Origin of the sequence: Arthrobacter globiformis, from assembly GCF_030815865.1 — a bacterium.
Taxonomy (GTDB): Bacteria; Actinomycetota; Actinomycetes; order Actinomycetales; family Micrococcaceae; genus Arthrobacter; species Arthrobacter globiformis_B.
Map to the genome: position 1 here is coordinate 1,282,143 of NZ_JAUSXI010000001.1, position 18,250 is coordinate 1,300,392.

Below are 18,250 nucleotides of genomic sequence, written 5' to 3' on the forward strand. Positions count from 1 at the left end.
GCGGCGGCGGCTGCTGCCCAAGCACCGCGGCACATCGTTCTGGACGAACTCTCCGGCGGCACCGTGGAGAAGCTCGACGCCGAAAGCGCCGCCTTCCTGAACTCCAGCGGCCTGGCCAAGGCAACGCCGATGGGCATGGGACTGTTCCGGATCGAGCCCGTCGGCATGGTGGGGTCCGTGCGCACTCCGCGGGTGCAGCTCGATGTGCGGCCCAAGGACCGGCTCGGGCTCAGCCGGCTGCTCTTTCTGCTGAGCTACGCCGGGGACCAGGGCTTCCGCGACGACACCGTGGCGGCGGACGAGGATGCCGAGCTGTGGAGCGCCCTGGCTGCGTCGCTGGTGCAGCTCGCCGAACGTGCCCTGCAGCGGGGCGTCCTGCAGGGGTACGTTACCGTCGACGAGTCGCTCCGCACAGTCAAGGGCCGCATCCGCATCTCGGACCAGATATCCCGCCGACCCGGGATGCTCGTGCCGCTGGAAGTGTCCTACGACGAGTTCACCGAGGACATCCCAGAGAACCGCATCCTGCGTGCCGCTCTCGAGCGCATGTCGCGCGTCCCGGGCGTTCGCCCGGATGTGCTGGGCCGTGTGCGGCAGCTGAAGGGAAAGCTCGACGGCGTCACCCGCCTCCACGCGGGCGCTCCGCTTCCGCCGTGGCGGGCCAGCCGGATGAACCTCCGTTATCACTCGGCGCTGAGGCTCTCCGAGGTGATCCTGCGCAATGCTTCCGCGGAGGCGGGGGAGGGCAAGCAGCAGACGGCGTCCTTCGTCGTCGACATGGGCAAGGTATTCGAGGATTTCGTCGGCGCGGCGCTGCGCCGGGCCATGGCGGCCTTTCCCGGCGAGATGAGGCTGCAGTACAACGCGCTGCTGAACGAGGCGGTCCGGGACTCTGACCGGCTGACCGTGTGCCCGGACGCCGTGCACCTGCTGGGCGGCCGGCCGGTGGTGGTGTACGACGCCCAGTACCGCGCGGGCACCGACCAGGGCGCATCCCTGTCGGCGGACCATTTCCAGATGCTGGCCTACTGCACGGCCTTGCGCGTGCCCACGGCCTGGCTGGTCTACGCGGGGGCGGGTGAGGTGAAGCTGCGGCGGATCCTCAACACCGACATCGACATCGTCGAGTTTCCGCTGGATCTTTCGCTGCCGCCGTCGGAGATCCTGGCAGCGGTCGCCGACCTTGCCGAGCAGTCCTGGGGAGAAGTGGTGCGCCAGGCGAGCCTCGGCCGTTAGTCCTGCGGATCCTCCGGCTCGCGGTGCAGCTCCGAACCGTACAACTCCGAACCTTTCTGGTTCAATCCCGAGCTCTGAACGGGCCAAGGCTGCTGCTGCGAACATTGCACTGATCTGCATGAACAGTACCGCGAGACAGACAGGTCTGTCTCGCATTTTGAGCTAGACTGGTTGTAATGGCAGAGGTACCCAGCTCCGAGCCGTGGAGCGCCGGGAAAATTCCTTCCGGAGGGCTTCAGACTGGACCGCAGCCGGCCGCCACGCCGGGTGTCCCGCTCACATCGGGAGGCCGGACGCATGGCGAGGAGATTGCGGCGTCCGGTGCTGTCAGCATGCATGAACGAATCGTCAACGCGGCCTATGACCTCTTTGCCCGCCGTGGCGTCCGGGACGTCGGCATCAATGAACTAATCAGCAGCTCCGGCGTCGCAAAGGCCACCTTCTACCGCCACTTCGCTTCCAAGGACGAGCTCGTACTGGCGTTCCTCGAGAAACGCGACCAGGTGTGGACCGTCAACGCCATTGTGGGGGAGGCCCGGCGCAGGGCGGACACCCCCGAACAACAGCTGCTTGCCATTTTCGATGTCTTCTCCGACTGGTTCCACCGCACCGACTTTGAAGCCTGTTCCTTCATCAACGTTCTGCTGGAGATGGGCGCCTCGCATCCGCTAGGACGCGCCAGCATCAACTACCTCGCCAAGATCCGCAGTCACGTGAAGCAGCTCGCGGACGAGGCCGGGCTGCAGCGGACCGATGACTTCTCCCGGTCCTGGCACATCCTCATGAAGGGCTCGATCATCTCCGCGGCGGAGGGCGACCTTAACGCCGCCCGGCGCGCCCGCCGGCTGGCCGGCTGGCTAATCGAGGACCACCGGGCGTAACCCGCAGAAGAGGCAGCCACCCGTCAAACGCCGCGGTCAAGAACTCAGTTCTACACCGGCACGGCAAACGTAAATGTGGTGCCTTTCCCGACTTCGCTGTGCAGCGAAACGCTGCCACCGTGGGCTTCCACGATGGCCTTGCTGATGGACAACCCCAGCCCGACGCCGGGAATCGCCGAATTGCGGACGGCTGCGGAGCGGAAGAACTTGGCGAAGACCTCCTCCTGGTCCTGCTGGTTCATCCCCATGCCCGTATCGCTCACGCTGCACATCATGTGGCCGTCGTCAGCGCGCAGCGACACCACCACGTCGCCGCCATCGGGAGAGTATTTGATGGCGTTCGATACGAGGTTGTCCAACACCTGCGAGATACGAGCGGCATCGATGTGGGCCTCCAGCTTCTCCGGGGCATCGGCGCGCAGGTGAATGCCGGATTCCGCGGCGCGCGGCAGGGCGGCGGTGACGCTGGTGCGCACCAGCTCGGCCACGTTCACGGCCTTCGGGGTGACGAGCAGTTGCCCGTTGCGGCTGGAGAGCAGGTCCGAGACCAGCGTGAGCAGCCGCTCCGAGTTCCGCCGAATGATTTCCAGGGGGCCACGCTGGGAGTCGGTGAGGTCGTCGTCGTCGTCCAACAGAAGCTCGACGTAACCAAGAATCGAAGTGAGCGGGGTCCGGAATTCGTGGGAGACGTTGGAGACGAAATCGTCCTTGGCAGCCAGGGCATTCACCAGTTCGGTGACGTCGCTGAAGACAATGACGGAGCCGGCGAAGTTCCCGTCCTGGTCCTTCATGGGCCTCGCGCTAGTGGACACGGCGCGCTGTTCGGCGCCCGCTCCGAGCCACACGAGGTAGTCTGTGAATTCCTCGCCGAGGACCGCGCGCCGGACGGGCCGCTGGTCGACGGGGACCAGGGTGGTCCGGTCGGCGGAGAACACCAGCAGTTGGGATTCGTTGGGATCGCCGATGGTAGGCGGCGAAGCCAGCTGGTGATGCTTGCGCTGCTTGCGGTTCATCAGGATGTCATTGCCCTGCGCATCGACGGCGAGGACACCCAGGTGCACCGTGTCCAGGACTGTATTTAATAGCCGTTCCTGGCGCTTGCTTCCCGATAGCACGCCACGGAGCAGCGAGTCCTTTTCCTCCAGGTCGCGCTGCTGCTCCTCCAGGTCCCGCTGCTGCCGGACCATGCTGAGCGTCATGACGGACACGGTAACGCCGATGCCCAGCATCATCACCGGCAGCAGGAAGGAGCGCGCCAGGTCCTGGCCGGAGACAGCACCGTGGAGAAACAGCGGCACCCAGATGATTCCCAACGGACCGAAGAAGGATAGTGCCACCGCGGCTTTGGGGAACAGCCCGGAGGCGCACAGCCAGATGACCGGAAATACGGCCATGAGGCTCAGTCCCGTCAGGCTGTCCTGGCCACCTTCCCTGCCCAGGCAGATCGACACAAGGTCCAGGAGAGGTATTACCAGGAAAGACGGATACGGCAGCCGGTGCCAGGGCACGGCGTAGCAAAGGATCAGTATTACTGCCTGTGACAGCAGAAAACTGATGAAAAGGGGATGGAGCAGCGTGTCAGGGAAGAACGCCAGAATTAGAAAAGCTGTGATTCCTGCCGTCACGGAAAGCGGCATTTGGCTCAGCATCACCCTGACCCGCAGGGAATACTCGTGGAAGGGCCGGCGGAAGAGCAGGATCCGGCCGGAGGAATCCTTCCAGGCGATACTGCTCATGGGCGCGGGTCCATCCGGACGGGGCGTGAGAAACGCATAGGAGCAGGATATCTGTCGCGAGCTATAATGCAGACGGGATGTAGCGGGCTGAGGGGGCTGCGATGGGTGATACACGCGTGGGACTGGTCATCGAGGATGACCATGACATTCGCGAACTGGTACGCGTTGTTCTGACGCAGGCCGGTTTTGACGTGCGCGCCGCAAGCAGCGGAGCCGAGGGCGTAATTGCCGCAAGGGAACTGGACCCGGCGGTCATCACGCTCGACCTCGGACTGCCGGACATCGACGGCTTTGAAGTCGCCCGGCAGATCCGCCAATTCTCCGACGCCTACATCGTCATGCTCACCGCCCGCGCAGAGGAGCTGGACACCCTGATCGGCCTTGAGTCGGGCGCGGACGACTACCTCACCAAGCCGTTCCGTCCGCGCGAGCTGCGTGCCCGAGTTGCGGCCATGATGCGGCGTCCGCGTTCGACGCCGGATCTCGCCGAAGAGGCAGGCACGCCTTCCGCCGCTGCGAACGAGGGGCGGAAGTACACCCACAACGGCCTGGACCTGAGCTACGAATCCCGGACCGTCGCCGTCGACGGCCAGGAGTTGAGTCTGACCCGCACCGAGTTCGACCTGCTGCATGCCCTGCTCGAGGCGGGCCGCATGGTCCGTACCAAAGCGGATCTGGTGCGCCGCCTGCGGGACGAACCGTACGACGTCGGAAGCTACATCAGCGAGGCGGACGAGCGGTCCGTTGAGGTGCACATGGGCAACCTGCGGAAGAAACTCGGCGACTCCGCACAGAATCCGCGCTGGCTGCAGACCGTCCGCGGCGTGGGCTACCGGCTGGCTCCGGCTGAGAACTGAGCTGAGCCTCGCTTAACTTGGGTCAACCGGCCGCGAGGAACAGCTCCAGCTGTTTCTCGACGGCGGACAGGTCCCTGAGTTCGCACTCCCAGACGGTGAGCACCTCCCAGCCGTCGTTTTCGAGTTGACGGCGCTGGCTGGCGTCACGGTCCCGCGTGCGGGTGCGTTTCGTTTCCCAAAATTCGGCGTTGGCCTTGGGGGCGTGCTGGCCCACTTTGCAGTCGTGGAAGTGCCAGAAGCAGCCGTTGACGAAGATGACCTTGCGCCGGCCGGCGAAAACGAGATCCGGGTTGCCGGGCAGCTTGGTGCCGCGCGAGGCGCCGTGCAGGCGGTAACGGTAGCCCTTGGCGTGCAGGAGGCTGCGCACCAGCAGTTCGGGCTTCGTGTTCTTGCCCCGGATCCGGGACATGTTCCAGCTGCGCTGCTCAGGTGTCAGCCGGTCCGCCATATTTCCAGTCTAGGCCGGCAGCCCTGCTAGAAATCGCGCTCCGGTTGCTCGCCAAGCTTGAAGTGCCAGCCGCTCACGGAGCCGGAATCGATCTCGACGTAGAAGTCCTTCAACGTGGGTACCCAGGATGCGAGCCCCAACTCTTCAGCCTCGGCAATCTCGGCTGACTTGCTCAGGACACGGGCCGTGCCGCGGAGCACCACGGACCACGCCTGGTCCGACATGATGCCGTCCGTCTCGAAAAGGACCCTGTCATTAAAAACGATAGGAGTGTGGACGGATTTTCCCGGTAACCGCCGTTATGCGGCACGGGGCGAGCTGTGGCTTGACGGTCTTGTTGGTTTCTTTACATCGCTGTAATACGTCCGGAACCGTGCCGTCGCACGGCGTGACTAGCGTCGGCGAAGACAAACCGGTGACGAAAGCGGATGCCTCATGACGAATGACCTGAAGGACGACGAACTGTTGGAGAACCCGGGCGGCGGTTCCGCCGTCGGACGTGCCGGCGTCGGGCTGGAGACGAAGCGGCCCCGCGCGGCCGGCAAAATAGCGGCCGGCAGCACGGACGCCATGACCGCCACGAAGGAGAGCCTGGAGGATTACACGCTCCGGTTCGCGCCGCGTTCCTACCGCAAGTGGAGCGCCGGCGTGGTGGCGACGAGTGCGCTGGGAGGAATTGCCTACCTGGCTGATTTCTCGATTGGGGCGAATATCGGGATTGCCTACGGCACGGTAAATGCGATTCTCGGGATTGTCGTGGCCGCCATAATTATCTTTGCCACCGGATTTCCGCTCGCCTATTACGCGGCCCGCTACAACATTGATCTGGATCTGATTACCCGCGGTTCCGGCTTCGGCTATTACGGTTCCGTGGTGACGAACGTGATTTTTGCGACCTTCACGTTTATCTTCTTCGCGCTGGAGGGATCGATCATGGCGCAGGGCCTCGAACTGGGCCTCGGAATTCCGCAATGGCTGGGCTACGCCGCGTCGACGATCATCATCATTCCGCTCGTCATTTACGGGATGAACACTTTGGCCAAACTGCAGGTGTGGACCACCCCGCTGTGGCTGCTCCTCATGGTGGTTCCGGTTGGCTACCTGCTGGTGTCCCACCCCGGCAGTATCGATGACTTCTTCGCTTACACCGGAAGTTCCGGGGCTGCGGGCACCAACCTGGCATCGGTCATGCTCGCGGCCGCGGCGTCTGCCTGTCACTGATGGCGCAGATCGCGGAACAGATCGACTACCTGCGGTTCATGCCGCCCAAGACCGCCGAGAACAAGGGTGCGTGGTGGCGTGCCGTGATCCTCGCCGGGCCTGGCTGGGTTCTCTTCGGTGCGATCAAGCAGATCGTGGGCATGTTCATTGCCGTTTACCTGATCGCCAAGCTGGATCCGGCGGCCTCGGCCACAGCGAATGAGCCGGTGCACCAGTTCCTCGGCGTCTACGAGGAGATGATGCCGGCGTGGCTCGCGATGAGCCTCGCCGTGGTGCTGGTGGTCATTTCCCAGATCAAAATCAACGTCACCAACGCCTACTCCGGCTCGCTGGCGTGGACCAACAGCTTTACCCGCGTGACCAAGACCTACCCCGGGCGCATGGTGTTCGTGGCGGTTAACCTGCTGATTTCGCTGATCCTGATGGAAGCCAACATGTTCGACTTCCTCAATACGATCCTGGGCTTCTATGCCAACTGCGCCATGGCCTGGGTGGTGACGGTGGCCGCGGACATCGCCATCAACAAGTACGTCCTGAAGATCTCACCGAAGACCCCCGAATTCCGGCGCGGCATGCTGCATGCCGTGAATCCGGTGGGATTTGTGTCCATGCTGGTTTCTGCGGGGGTGTCCATCGCAGTGTTCTTCGGTGCCTTTGGTTCCGGCATCCAGCCGTACTCGCCGATTTTCGCGGTGGGGCTGGCGCTGGTCCTGCCGCCGGTTCTGGCGGTCCTGACCAAGGGCAAGTACTACCTGCGCCGTTCGGACGACGGTATTGACCTGCCAATGTTCGACGCCGACGGGAACCCCAGCGACGCCAAACTGCTCTGCCACGTGACCGGGATTGAGTTCGAACGTCCTGACATGGTGCGCTCTGCCCAGGACGGGCCTGACGGCGAACCCCAGTATGTTTCATCGCTCGCCTTGTCCGCGGATAAGACGGGGGAGTTGGTCCTGCCGGCGCAGCCGCGGGGGTAGGGCCACGTAGGGCACCATGATGGTGGCGCCATTACGGGGACAGAAGCGGGTCCGGTGAGAATCTCACCGGACCCGCTTTGTGTGCGCACTGGGGGTTCACGCGGCGCTTATGGGGCTGTGGATAACTTTGAGCCGAAAAGTGTGACCTCAGTTACCCTTTAACCATTGTTCGGACACAGATGTCTTGAAACCTATCCGGGGGGATTAGCGCATGACTTCTCGTACCTGCATTTCTGAACGCCTCCGTCTGCCTTTAATCTCCGCCGTCGCTGTGTCCGTCATTGCAGTCAGTGGCTGTAGCGGCGGTGGGGACCCGCAGGCTGGTCCTACCGCCACGGCCGTGGTGTCGCCAGACCAGTCCGCTTCCGGTTTGGCATCTGCGACGCGTAGTGCCACTCCCACGCCCAAGCCGACGCCGGTGTACAGGCCTGCCGACGCCAAGGGGAGAGCGCAGAACGTCCCCGTTCCGGTCAAGCCAGCCTTGGCGGACAAGAATACGAAAGAGGGGTTGGAGGCGTTTACCCAGTACTGGTTTCAGGCCCTCTCCTACGCCTATGAGACCGGTAACTCTAAGTTGATGGAAGCGGGAAGCGGTCCCAACTGCCGGTTTTGCAATGGGCTCCGGGACAACATCAAAAATGCGTGGCAAGGTAAACAATGGATTGTCGGAGGCAAAATACAAACTCCGTCGGTGAGTGGGCTATACAAAGAAGGGGCAACGTCGCAGCAGGCGACAGTACAAGTCATTCAACAGGAGATCACCATCTACAAAGCGGATGGGACGCCCTTCCCCGACGTGACCAAGCAAACCAATACCGGATCCCAGGCCGTGGCTAAATTCGGTTCGTCGGGTTGGACCGTGATAGACCTCGGTCTAATTCGCTGATCATGGGGCGCGTGAGGCGGACCTGTCTGGCGATGTCGCTGTTACTCGTAGCTTTGACCCTTTACACGAGCGCAGCTCACGCTCACGGAACTCCGATTGTCGGCTTTGAAGACACCGGCATCGACGTCAACGCAACCAACTGGTGGCGCGATGAGGAAACCGGGGAGATTGTTCCGGCACCGCTGGGCCACGTCAATAGCGACCCGAACCAATACAACGCTTTTCCGCAGTGTCAAGTGGACGACGGCAACTTAGCTATTGATTGCTTGGCAAAGCAGCGCGTGTGTCCACCGAGAGCCGATGGCAAGCCCGGCGTTCCGGTGATCTGGAAGGTCGCCCCTAGGTCGGTAGAGAATCCTACTTGGACGGACTGGACAGGGAATGGCGGCGGCCCCACATGTCTCTACGACAGGAACCCCGAAGACCTTCTGCCCCGAATCGCGGCTCGCATTCAGAAGGAATTCGATAGGCTGCCCGTCATCCCGGGAACGTTGACCGCGCAGCCCAGCCCGCATACTCTCCGTGGCGCCGAGACCAACTTCTACGCCAAAGCCACAGAGCAGTTATTCGACATCACCATCCTGGCCCAAAAAATTCACATCATCGCCAAACCTGTCCAGTACCGCTGGAACTACGGTGACGGGACATCGCTAGGCCCCACGACCACCATGGGCGGCCCGCTCCCGCAGGACCGCTGGGGTGAGAAGACCCGGACCAGCCACGCCTATGCAGTGATCGGCGACTTCAACGTCGTCCTCACCACTTACTTCCAGGGAACCTACTCTGTAAACGGCGGGCCGGCTCTTCCCATCCCGAATCAAGGCCTGTTCAGCTCTCCGGCCCAGACGGTGAGCGTTTGGCGCTCGGTAACGCGGAATTACGCGGACGACTGTCTGACCAATCCGCGGGGTGAGGGCTGCCCGGGTTCAGCTGGATGAAAGGCCGGTGACAGCATTGAATTCGCGCCCCTGCTCAACGTGGACACTCTGGCGACCCGTACGACTCGGGCGAGATAGTGATCGCCAACGTCGACGGGCGTCACGCCTGCCGAGTCACCTGATTTCGAGAGCGTCAGCGCCAGAACGCGGTGAGCTGTTCGGCAAGGGCTCTGCCTTGGTTGGAACCCGCTCGAGCAGCGGGCGGACGCAGCGACAGATCCATCGCATTGGCGCCGAACATGTGCTCGGAGTTGCTATCCGGGAAGATCGTTTCGACTCTGCTGCCGCGTGCGCGTAGCTCGTCGACCTGTGTTGCGAGATGCATGCCCCAGCCCACCGGCGTCCGTGTTCTGCCCCCGAATGGCGAGAGCACCAGCACCCGTGCGTATCTGGCTGCGAGATCGGCATTGTCGGCGTTGGATCGGTAGCCGCCGTCGATGTATCTGCTGTCGCCGATCCTGTAGGCGAAGCTACTGGCACAGCTTGCGGCGACTGCGTCCACCAAGTCGACCCCGCTATGGCGGTCGAACACGACCGGTTCACCGGTTAGGGCATCGACGGCCGTGATGAGCATCCGCCGTTCCGGCCAAAGCTGACTGGGAAGCCGGGCGGCGACGGTAGCGCGCCACCGCGTTTGCCCGGAACCGTCCGACGACGCATCCATTTCCAGTGCCGCCGCGCCCACTCTGCGGCGCATGTCGGCCGCATCCTCGGCGGCAGCGATGATTGCGCCCGTTCTCTCCATGTGGTCCGCCGCCGACCTGATCGGAACGCGTCCACCGTCGGATCCGACGGGACCGGTCCGTTGCTGGGGTGCCGCGGCAAGGATGGCGGCAAACAGCTCGCCCGGGGTCGCTCCGGCTATCTGGGCCGCGGCCGTCGATCCGGCCGACGTCCCGATGACCAGATCAGCGTCGGTCACATCGAGCGCGGCCTCGAACAGGCCAGCAATGACGCCAATCAACCACGCGTTGCCTGTCGATCCGCCGCCACCAAGGACCAAAGCTCGCTCGCCCACGGCGCGCACCCGCTTTGTGGCGTCGACCTGCGGCTGATCCTGGTCGGACGTCGGCCGGTCGGAGGCCGTCGTCAAGGTGGTGTTCAGAGTTGAAGAAGGTGTTGTGTTCATGGGAGTCGCCTTTCGCGAATTGCCAGTTAGGCGCTCCCGGTGGCGACTAGCTCAGCCGCGCGATCTTGGACTGCAGGGGAGCACCCGGTGCGGATACTGCGTTCATGGGTCTCACCTCCTGCCGATAGTTCACGATCACGGGAATGATCGCACACCAGTGTCGTGGTGCGCAATGGGCATCAAGCCGGCTGCCGTATCGCTGTCGAACGCGCCACCGTCCGCTGCTTGGGCTGGTGAACTCCGCCACACCCGGAATAGTTGCACACGCTAGGCAGTTACAGCTCGTGAACCTGATGCATTCTGAAAGGACTCCGCATGCTGTTTTCCCCGCTGACTCTCGGCGAGCTCGAACTTCCCAACCGTCTCGTCATGGCACCGTTGACGCGTGTCCGTACCGGCCAAGAGGGCGTCCCCGGACCGCTCGTGGTGGAGCACTACCGCCAGCGTGCATCGCTCGGCCTGATCGTCAGCGAGGGAATCTACCCCAGCCCGGCCGGCCGCTCCTACCCTGGTCAGCCCGGGCTGGCGACCCCCGAGCAGATCGCCGGCTGGAAGAAGGTCACCGACGCAGTCCACGCCGAGGGCGGCCGGATTTTCGCCCAGATCATGCACGGTGGACGCGTCTCGCACGAGGACATCAACGGCGGCCACCGCGTCGTGGCCCCCAGCGCGATTGCCGTCGAAGGTGAGACACGGACCTACAACGGCAAGCAGCCGCACCCGGTGCCGCACGAGCTCTCCGCCGACGAGCTGCCCGTCGTCCGCGAGGAAATCGTCACCGCGTCGCGCAATGCGATTGAGGCAGGGTTCGACGGCGTTGAGCTGCACTCCGCCAACGGATACCTTCTCCACGAGTTCCTGGCGCCGAACACCAACGTCCGCACCGACAGCTACGGCGGCTCGCCCGAAAACCGCGCCCGCTTCGTCATTGAGACAGTGAACGCCGTCGTGGAGGCGCTGGGCGCCAATCGCGTCGGCATCCGGATCTCGCCCGAACACAACGTGCAGGGCATCGAAGAGACCGATGCCGCAGACGTCCGGGCAACCTACGAAGTACTGGTCAACTCCATCGCACCGCTGGACCTGGCCTACCTGAGCATCCTGCACGCCGAGCCGACCGGCGACCTGGTCCAGGACCTGCGGTCACGCTTCAACGGAACGTTCCTGGTCAACACCGGCTTCGGCGTCATCACCACGCGCGAGGAAGCCCTGTCGCTCGTGGCCGACGGCCACGCGGACGCCGTCGTGGTGGGCCGGCCCGCCATCGCCAACCCCGACCTCGCCCGCCGCTGGCGCGAGGGCCTGCCGCTGAACGAGCCGGACCAGTCCACGTTCTACGGCGAGGGCGCCAAGGGCTACACCGACTACCCGGTGTACCAGCCGGCCTAGTCCTGGAGCTGCTCGTCCCCAGTCTCGTTAGTAACCACTGGAACCGCCCGTTCGCCGGGCGGTTCCAGTGGTTTAACCGGCACCCGAACGGTCTCGGCAGTGGTGAGACGCCGCCCGGCGTGTCATTCGCGGGACTACCTTGCCGTCTTCCCTGAAGCGTCCCTATAGGATCTGATCATGCAGAAAGCGTCCAACGGCACCCGCGCCGGCAACCGGCCCGAGGATCAGACCGGGCGCAAGGGAGGCAGGACCGTTAGCCGTCAGGTCCTGGCCGACCACGTCTATGAGGAGCTGCTGGCCTCGCTCATGGACGGCAGGCTGGAACCCGGTGCCGCCGTCAGCATTGACGGAACTGCCCGCGAACTGGACGTTTCCCCGACCCCGGTCCGCGAGGCACTGGCTCGCCTGGAACACACCGGCATGGTCCGCAGGGTGGCGCTCAAGGGTTACCGTGTGGCGCCGGTGTTCACCCGCGAGGACTTCGCGGATCTCATGGAGGCCCGCCTCGCGATCGAGCCGGTCAACGCCCGTCTGGCCTGCATGCGCCTGAACCCGCACCGCCTCGGCGAGCTTGAACAGACAGTCGCCGATCTCAAGTCCGCACCGCGCGGCCCGTCTTTTGCCGAGTACAAGGACTACCTCGAGGCCGACGAGCGCTTCCACCAGCTGATTGCCCAGCAGACTGATAATCAGTTCCTCCTAGGTGCTTACGCTGCGCTAGGTGGACAGATCCAGCGCTTCCGGCTTTTCGGCGGCGTAGGCATCACAGACGCCGAGTACGCCATCGCGGAGCACCAGTCCGTCCTGGACGCATTGTCCAACGGCGATCCTGAGAAGGCTGAAGCCGCCATGGCCGCCCACATTCAGAAGGTCCGCGAACGCGCCATGGCGGACGCCCCGGAGGAGTAGCAGCGGCCGCCGCCGTAGGCGAGGCGGCAACCCGTCAGCACCGTGCACACCCCATGTAGGTAGCAGCAGAGGGCGTTCCCAGCGTTGGGAACGCCCTCTGCTGCTACTCAGTTGGGGGAGGCGTAGCTTGGAAGATGCAACGACTTGATGCCTCGGGCGTGACGCCCTTCACATGCTGGAGGCATCCCTATAGGATCTTCGATGGCTGGGTATCGCGACCTGCGCCGGGGAGTGTGATCTTGACAACTCCTACGAGATAGTAAATCCTATAGGAAACAGGATTCCACAAGGGAGTGAACACCATGGCTTACACCGCCGACAACTGGCCCATCACCGCGGCCCTGCTGCAGTTCCCGGGCGTCGACGCCCAAGGCGCCGACATCAACGACGCCGACGCCTCGGCTTGGGCCGAGGTGCTCACCGAGGTCAAGGAAGCCGGCTTTGCCAACGCCGACCTCACCGACAGCTGGGTCCGTCCCGGCGACCTGAGCAAGGAACGCCTCGCCGAATTCAAGCAGACGGCTGACAACGTCGGTATCGGGATCCCGGTCATCTCCGCCATCCGCCGGAGTGTGATCCAGGAGGGCAAATGGGAAGACAACCTGGCCTACAGCCACCGCACCATCGAGGCCGCCGCTGAGCTCGGCTGCGAAGTTGTCTCCTTCGGCCTGCACCAGGCAATAACCCCGGAACAGCAGAAGCAGCTCTGGTTCTGGACCGTCGAAGGTCACAAGGACCCCGTCGGAAACAAGGAAGCCTGGAACAACGCCGTCACCCGTTTCCAGGAACTTGGCCGGCACGCCGCGGAGGCGGGTGTCCTGCTCTCGCTCGAGATGTACGAGGACACTTACATCGGTACCGCGGACTCCTCCGTGCAGTTCGTCCAGGATATCGGCCTGTCCAACGTGGGCCTCAACCCGGACCTGGGTAACCTGATCCGCCTGCACCGGCCCATCGAGGACTGGCGGGAAATGGTTGCCAAGACCCTGCCGTACTCCAACTACTGGCACATGAAGAACTACATCCGTGACGAGGACGTGGCCCGCGACATGTACGTCGCCATGCCAGCTCCCATGGAAAACGGCCTCATCAACTACCGCGAAGCATTCAAGGTGGCTCTCTCCGTGGGCTTCCAGGGCATCCTATGCACCGAGCACTACGGCGGCGACGGCCTCTCCGTGACGGCCAGCAACCAGGAATACCTGCGCCGGCATGTCCTGCCCAAGAAGGACGGCTACGCCCTCGGCCAAAGCCAGGTGGCGCAGGGACGTCAGCAACCCGCCGTAGTCGCCCACTAGGGACGCCCGGCACCAGAAACCCGCCAAAACTGACCAACCAATCCGGATTCAATGAGGAACCATGACCCAGATCTTCGACAATCCCGCTGATTTCGCAGATGAGGCGCTTGACGGCTTCGTCGCCGCCAACCGCGCGTATGTTGCGCGCGTGGACGGCGGCGTAGTCCGCTCCACCGAGATCCCCGCCGGCCAGGTGGCACTTGTGGTGGGCGGAGGCTCCGGCCACTACCCCGCCTTCGCAGGCCTGGTCGGACCCGGCCTAGCCGCCGGCTCCGCCTGCGGGAACATGTTCGCCTCGCCGGCCGCCGGCCAGGTCTACCGCGTGGCCAAGGCGGCAAACGCGGGCGGCGGCGTGCTGCTGAGCTACGGCAACTACGCCGGCGACGTACTGCACTTCGGCCAGGCGCAGCTCCGTCTCAACGCCGAGGGCATCGAGACGCGCACGGTGCTGGTCACGGACGACATTGCCAGCGCCCCGCTGGACCAGATCGAGAAGCGCCGCGGCATCGCCGGTGACCTGACGGTCTTCAAGATCGCGGGCGCCGCGGCTGAAGCAGGCTTGAGCCTTGACGAGGTGGAGCGCCTCGCCATTAAGACGAACCACCGCACGCGTTCACTGGGCGTGGCCTTCGACGGCTGCACCCTGCCCGGCGCGTCCGAGCCGCTGTTCCACGTTCCGGCCGGGCAGATGTCGCTGGGCCTGGGCATCCACGGCGAACCGGGCATCTCCGAGCACCCCATGCCCACCGCGTCCGAGCTTGCCGAGCTGCTGGTGTCCCGGCTCCTCGAGGACAAGCCGGACGGCGCCGGCGACCGCGTGGTTGCCATCGTCAACGGCCTGGGCACGGTCAAGTACGACGAGCTGTTCCTCCTCTTCGGCAAGATCGAAAAGCTCCTGAACGCCGCCAACCTGACCGTCGTGGAGCCGGAATGCGGCGAGCTCGTCACCAGCCTGGACATGTCCGGGCTCTCGCTCACCCTGCTGTGGCTCGACGACGAACTCGAACAGTTCTGGGGCGCGCCGGCCGACACCCCGGCCTACCGCAAGGGCAACACCGCGCCGCGCGCCCGCCGCGAACTATCCAGTGCCGAAGACACGGCCGCCGAGAACACTGAAAAGGCAACGGCGGCGTCCGCTAACCTGGGCCGGCTGGCAGCCGCCGTCCTCGCCCAGGTGCGGGACGTCGTCGTCGAACACGAAGCGGAACTCGGCGACCTGGACGCGATTGCCGGCGACGGCGACCACGGCATCGGCATGCGCCGCGGCGTTGATGCGGCTGCCGCGGCCGGCGAGCAGAATGCAGCAGCCGGAGCCTCGGCTGAACGCGTGCTCACCGCCGCAGGCGAGGCCTGGAGCGAGCGCGCGGGCGGAACCTCGGGCGCACTGTGGGGGACGGCCGTGATGGCCGCAGGCCTCGCGCTGGGCAACCGCGATTCTTACGCCGCCGGCGATGCGAACGCAGCCGTGTCCGCCTTCAGCAACGCCATCACCGAACTCGGCAAGGCAGAGCCGGGGGACAAGACCATGGTGGACGCCCTCCTGCCGTTCCGGGACGCGTTCCAAGAAGCGTTCGACGGCGGCGCCTCCCTGGGCGATGCGCTCACCACCGCCGCTGCCGCGGCGAACGAAGCGGCCCGCCGGACCGCGGACCTGCGCCCCCTCAAGGGCCGCGCCCGCCCGCTGGCTGAAAAGAGCCTCGGCCACCCGGACCCCGGTGCAGTCTCGTTCGGACTGATTGCCGAGCGCGTGGCCACCTACCTCGCATCTGATGCAGCCGATTCCACACCGGCCGCGTCCCACATGGCCTCGACGGCCGGAAAAGGAGCAACGGAATGAGCAATACAGAAGGCTGGCGCATTGTCATTGGCAACGATGAGGCCGGCGTCGAATACAAGGAAGCACTGAAGGCCCTGCTGGAGGCGGACCCTCGCGTTGCCTCCGTCGAGGACATTGGCGTCGCGGCCAACGACTCCACCGCGTACCCGCACCTCGCCGTCGCTGCCGCCCGCAAGGTGGCCGACGGCGACGCGGACCGCGCACTCCTGATCTGCGGAACCGGCCTCGGCGTGGCCATTGCCGCCAACAAGGTCCCCGGCATCCGCGCCGTCACCGCGCACGACAGCTACTCCGTGGAACGTTCCGTCCTCAGCAACAACGCCCAGGTCCTCACCATGGGCCAGCGCGTCATCGGGCTGGAACTTGCCAAGAAGCTGGTGGGCGAATGGCTGGAGCACCGCTTCGACGAAAACTCCTCCTCCGCCGCCAAGGTGGACGCCATCTGCTCGTACGAACCCGACTACACGAAGGCCGACTGAACATGACCGAAACACCCACCAGCTCACGCAAGTTCGCCGTCGTCGGATCCGGCTACATGGGCGGCGGCATCGCCCAGGTCCTCGCCCTCGGCGGGGCCCGCGTTGCCCTCGCCGACGTATCGGCCGAGGTGGCACAGAAGAACTACGAGCGCCTGCTCACCGAGTCCGACCAGTTCGTGGCCGACGGGCTGTTCCCGGAAGGATCCACCGAGATCCTGAAGCAGAACCTCTGGGCCGCGAAGGACATCGAGGAAGCCGTGGCCGACGCCGACTTCATCGAGGAGGCGGTGCCCGAGGTCATCGGCATCAAGCACCAGACCCTGGCCCGCATCAGCGCCGCCGCCCGGCCGGACGCCATCATCGGCTCCAACACCTCCACCATCTCCATCGCGGAGCTCTCCCAGCCGGTCGCCAACCCGGAGCGCTTCCTCGGCGTGCACTTCTCCAACCCGTCGCCGTTCATCCCCGGTGTGGAAATCATCCCGCACGCAGGCACTTCGGCCGAGACCGTTGGCACCGTTCGCGACCTCGTCCACGCCGCCAACAAGCAGACCGCCGTGGTTAAGGACGTCACCGGATTCGTGCTCAACCGCCTGCAGTACGCGCTCTTCCACGAGGCAGCACAGCTGGTGGAACAGGGCATTGCCACGGCAGAGGACGTGGACACCCTGGTCCGCACCACCTTCGGCTTCCGGCTGCCGTTCTTCGGCCCCTTCGCCATCGCCGACATGGCAGGCCTGGACGTCTACAACTTCTGCTACAAGTCGCTGCAGACCGATTTCCCGGAGCGCTTCGCCACCCCGAAGATCCTCACGGACCTCGTGGAGGCAGGCAAGCTGGGCACCAAGACCGGCGCAGGCTTCCTGAACGTCCCGGCCGAGCGCACCCCCGAGCTAATCGCCTACCGCAACAAGGCCTACGTCGCCATGCAGAAGCTCATCGAGGAACTCGGCCCCGCGCCGATCAACTAAGCACCGATCAGCTAAGCACCACGGCAGGTGGGCGCTGCCTCCGGGCAGCTGCCCTCCTGTTGCGCTGCCCATTTCACCCGTGCCGGGCCGGGGCGGTTCACCGCCGGCAGCAACCGGTCCAGCAAACGACATAGGAGCACATCCATGAGCACTTTTCCGTCCGAGCGCACGGCAATCGTCACCGGAGCCGTCTCGGAACGCGGCATCGGCCGGGCCACCGCCAACTACCTTGCAGAGCAGGGCTGGAACATAGGCATCATCGACCTCGACGACGCCCTCTGCCAGGCCACGGCCAAGGAAATCGCCAGCCAGTACGGCGTGAAGGCCCACGGCGTGGGCGCGAACGTCGCGGACGAGGCATCGGTCCGGGCAGCCATCGATTCCATCGAAGCGGAACTGCCCCAGATCGTGGCCCTCGCGAATGTGGCCGGCGTCAGCTCGCCGGTCCCGTACCTGGAACTCGACGCCGCCGAGTGGGACCGCGTGCTCAACATCAACCTCAACGGCGTCCACTACGCCACGCGCCGCGTCGCCGAATCCATGACGAAGAACCGCATTGGCCGCATCGTGAACATCTCCTCCGTCTCCGCACAGCGCGGCGGCGGAACGTTCTCCAAGACCCCGTACTCCGTGGCGAAGGCCGGCGTGATCGGACTGACCCGCTCCACCGCCCGCGAACTCGGGGAGTACGACATCACGGTCAACGCCGTCTCACCCGGCCCCATCGACACCGACATCATGGGCGGCACCCTCAGCCAGGAACGCAAGGACGAATTGGTCCGGGACCTCGTGGTCAACCGGGTCGGTTCCACTCGGGACATCGCCGCAGCCATCGCCTTCCTCATCAGCGAGGACGCCGGATACATCTCCGGCCAGACGCTGAATGTGGACGGCGGCCTCTACATGCACTAAGAAGGACAGCCATGCTTCGCTCCTGGACCCGGGAACGCAAGATCTACCTGGCAATTGGCGTCCTCGCCAGCCTTGCCGGCGTGCTGCTCATCGCCTTTTCGCTCTGAGTCTTTCGCACCACCAACCTGATTTACCGGGACCAGTTC

The 18,250-nt window shown here is 64.7% G+C and carries 16 protein-coding genes and 1 pseudogene; 13 read left to right on the forward strand and 4 right to left on the reverse strand.

What is annotated here, in order from left to right:
- The first annotated feature begins 33 nt into the window (after positions 1 to 33).
- Positions 34 to 1,236: a 5-methylcytosine restriction system specificity protein McrC gene (locus QFZ33_RS05975; protein ID WP_307031690.1), complete on the forward strand. Its 1,203-nt coding sequence runs from the start codon at positions 34 to 36 to the stop codon at positions 1,234 to 1,236.
- Positions 1,237 to 1,568: 332 nt separating this feature from the next.
- Positions 1,569 to 2,117 (forward strand): TetR/AcrR family transcriptional regulator, encoded by a 549-nt coding sequence (locus tag QFZ33_RS05980; RefSeq protein WP_307031692.1) that lies wholly within the window; start codon positions 1,569 to 1,571, stop codon positions 2,115 to 2,117.
- A gap of 50 nt (positions 2,118 to 2,167) precedes the next feature.
- Here QFZ33_RS05980 and QFZ33_RS05985 read toward each other — a convergent pair whose 3' ends face one another.
- Positions 2,168 to 3,853 (reverse strand): sensor histidine kinase, encoded by a 1,686-nt coding sequence (locus QFZ33_RS05985; RefSeq protein ID WP_307025716.1) that lies wholly within the window; start codon positions 3,851 to 3,853, stop codon positions 2,168 to 2,170.
- A 101-nt stretch (positions 3,854 to 3,954) separates the two neighbouring features.
- Here QFZ33_RS05985 and QFZ33_RS05990 point away from each other — a divergent pair, with 101 nt between their 5' ends.
- Positions 3,955 to 4,710 (forward strand): response regulator transcription factor, encoded by a 756-nt coding sequence (locus QFZ33_RS05990; protein WP_307025719.1) that lies wholly within the window; start codon positions 3,955 to 3,957, stop codon positions 4,708 to 4,710.
- A 22-nt stretch (positions 4,711 to 4,732) separates the two neighbouring features.
- Here the strand turns inward: QFZ33_RS05990 and QFZ33_RS05995 are convergent, their stop codons facing one another.
- Both QFZ33_RS05995 and QFZ33_RS06000 read right to left on the reverse strand, forming a co-directional pair.
- The gene (locus QFZ33_RS05995; RefSeq protein WP_307025720.1) at positions 4,733 to 5,158 is read right to left on the reverse strand and encodes a very short patch repair endonuclease; all 426 of its coding nucleotides are present in this window, start codon (positions 5,156 to 5,158) and stop codon (positions 4,733 to 4,735) included.
- Positions 5,159 to 5,184: 26 nt separating this feature from the next.
- Positions 5,185 to 5,424: a pyridoxamine 5'-phosphate oxidase family protein gene (locus QFZ33_RS06000; RefSeq protein ID WP_373427331.1), complete on the reverse strand. Its 240-nt coding sequence runs from the start codon at positions 5,422 to 5,424 to the stop codon at positions 5,185 to 5,187.
- A gap of 169 nt (positions 5,425 to 5,593) precedes the next feature.
- Here QFZ33_RS06000 and QFZ33_RS06005 point away from each other — a divergent pair.
- The 3 genes and pseudogenes from QFZ33_RS06005 to QFZ33_RS06015 all read left to right on the forward strand — a co-directional run bounded on the left by QFZ33_RS06005 (position 5,594) and on the right by QFZ33_RS06015 (position 9,180).
- Positions 5,594 to 7,356 (forward strand): annotated as a pseudogene (locus QFZ33_RS06005) (purine-cytosine permease family protein).
- 211 nt (positions 7,357 to 7,567) lie between these two features.
- Positions 7,568 to 8,242: a DUF6318 family protein gene (locus QFZ33_RS06010; RefSeq protein ID WP_307025723.1), complete on the forward strand. Its 675-nt coding sequence runs from the start codon at positions 7,568 to 7,570 to the stop codon at positions 8,240 to 8,242.
- A 53-nt stretch (positions 8,243 to 8,295) separates the two neighbouring features.
- Entirely contained in the window at positions 8,296 to 9,180 is an 885-nt protein-coding gene (locus QFZ33_RS06015) for a hypothetical protein (RefSeq protein ID WP_307025725.1), read from the forward strand.
- Positions 9,181 to 9,313: 133 nt separating this feature from the next.
- Here the strand turns inward: QFZ33_RS06015 and QFZ33_RS06020 are convergent, their stop codons facing one another.
- Positions 9,314 to 10,309, reverse strand: coding sequence for a patatin-like phospholipase family protein (locus tag QFZ33_RS06020; protein ID WP_307025727.1), 996 nt, complete (start codon positions 10,307 to 10,309; stop codon positions 9,314 to 9,316).
- A 315-nt stretch (positions 10,310 to 10,624) separates the two neighbouring features.
- Here QFZ33_RS06020 and QFZ33_RS06025 point away from each other — a divergent pair, with 315 nt between their 5' ends.
- The 7 genes from QFZ33_RS06025 (at position 10,625) to QFZ33_RS06055 (ending at position 18,104) form a co-directional block, all read left to right on the forward strand.
- Positions 10,625 to 11,698 carry an alkene reductase gene (locus tag QFZ33_RS06025; protein ID WP_307025728.1) on the forward strand — a complete coding sequence of 358 codons (1,074 nt, stop codon included), beginning with the start codon at positions 10,625 to 10,627 and terminating at the stop codon, positions 11,696 to 11,698.
- Between the two features lie 177 nt (positions 11,699 to 11,875).
- Positions 11,876 to 12,607 (forward strand): GntR family transcriptional regulator, encoded by a 732-nt coding sequence (locus QFZ33_RS06030; protein WP_307025730.1) that lies wholly within the window; start codon positions 11,876 to 11,878, stop codon positions 12,605 to 12,607.
- A 302-nt stretch (positions 12,608 to 12,909) separates the two neighbouring features.
- On the forward strand, positions 12,910 to 13,905 hold the full coding sequence (locus tag QFZ33_RS06035; RefSeq protein ID WP_307025732.1) for a sugar phosphate isomerase/epimerase family protein: 996 nt from the start codon (positions 12,910 to 12,912) through the stop codon (positions 13,903 to 13,905).
- Positions 13,906 to 13,966: 61 nt separating this feature from the next.
- Entirely contained in the window at positions 13,967 to 15,742 is a 1,776-nt protein-coding gene (gene dhaL, locus QFZ33_RS06040; protein WP_307025733.1) for a dihydroxyacetone kinase subunit DhaL, read from the forward strand.
- A complete protein-coding gene (locus QFZ33_RS06045; RefSeq protein WP_307025735.1) occupies positions 15,739 to 16,221 on the forward strand; it encodes a ribose-5-phosphate isomerase in 483 nt (160 codons plus the stop codon). Before dhaL ends, QFZ33_RS06045 begins: the two co-directional genes overlap by 4 nt.
- A gap of 2 nt (positions 16,222 to 16,223) precedes the next feature.
- A complete protein-coding gene (locus QFZ33_RS06050) occupies positions 16,224 to 17,192 on the forward strand; it encodes a 3-hydroxyacyl-CoA dehydrogenase family protein (protein ID WP_307025737.1) in 969 nt (322 codons plus the stop codon).
- A gap of 144 nt (positions 17,193 to 17,336) precedes the next feature.
- A complete protein-coding gene (locus QFZ33_RS06055) occupies positions 17,337 to 18,104 on the forward strand; it encodes an SDR family NAD(P)-dependent oxidoreductase (protein ID WP_307025738.1) in 768 nt (255 codons plus the stop codon).
- The last annotated feature ends 146 nt before the right edge of the window (positions 18,105 to 18,250 follow it).

What these genes read in the sequence shown, in the direction of transcription:
- QFZ33_RS05985 (WP_307025716.1), bottom strand. Translation starts at nt 3,853, where the DNA reads ATGAGCAGTATCGCCTGGAAGGATTCCTCCGGCCGGATCCTGCTCTTC.
- QFZ33_RS06050 (WP_307025737.1), top strand. Translation starts at nt 16,224, where the DNA reads ATGACCGAAACACCCACCAGCTCACGCAAGTTCGCCGTCGTCGGATCC.
- QFZ33_RS06045 (WP_307025735.1), top strand. Translation starts at nt 15,739, where the DNA reads ATGAGCAATACAGAAGGCTGGCGCATTGTCATTGGCAACGATGAGGCC.
- QFZ33_RS06055 (WP_307025738.1), top strand. Translation starts at nt 17,337, where the DNA reads ATGAGCACTTTTCCGTCCGAGCGCACGGCAATCGTCACCGGAGCCGTC.
- QFZ33_RS05990 (WP_307025719.1), top strand. Translation starts at nt 3,955, where the DNA reads ATGGGTGATACACGCGTGGGACTGGTCATCGAGGATGACCATGACATT.
- QFZ33_RS06030 (WP_307025730.1), top strand. Translation starts at nt 11,876, where the DNA reads ATGCAGAAAGCGTCCAACGGCACCCGCGCCGGCAACCGGCCCGAGGAT.
- QFZ33_RS05995 (WP_307025720.1), bottom strand. Translation starts at nt 5,158, where the DNA reads ATGGCGGACCGGCTGACACCTGAGCAGCGCAGCTGGAACATGTCCCGG.
- dhaL (WP_307025733.1), top strand. Translation starts at nt 13,967, where the DNA reads ATGACCCAGATCTTCGACAATCCCGCTGATTTCGCAGATGAGGCGCTT.
- QFZ33_RS06025 (WP_307025728.1), top strand. Translation starts at nt 10,625, where the DNA reads ATGCTGTTTTCCCCGCTGACTCTCGGCGAGCTCGAACTTCCCAACCGT.
- QFZ33_RS06020 (WP_307025727.1), bottom strand. Translation starts at nt 10,309, where the DNA reads ATGAACACAACACCTTCTTCAACTCTGAACACCACCTTGACGACGGCC.
- QFZ33_RS06010 (WP_307025723.1), top strand. Translation starts at nt 7,568, where the DNA reads ATGACTTCTCGTACCTGCATTTCTGAACGCCTCCGTCTGCCTTTAATC.
- QFZ33_RS06035 (WP_307025732.1), top strand. Translation starts at nt 12,910, where the DNA reads ATGGCTTACACCGCCGACAACTGGCCCATCACCGCGGCCCTGCTGCAG.
- QFZ33_RS05980 (WP_307031692.1), top strand. Translation starts at nt 1,569, where the DNA reads ATGCATGAACGAATCGTCAACGCGGCCTATGACCTCTTTGCCCGCCGT.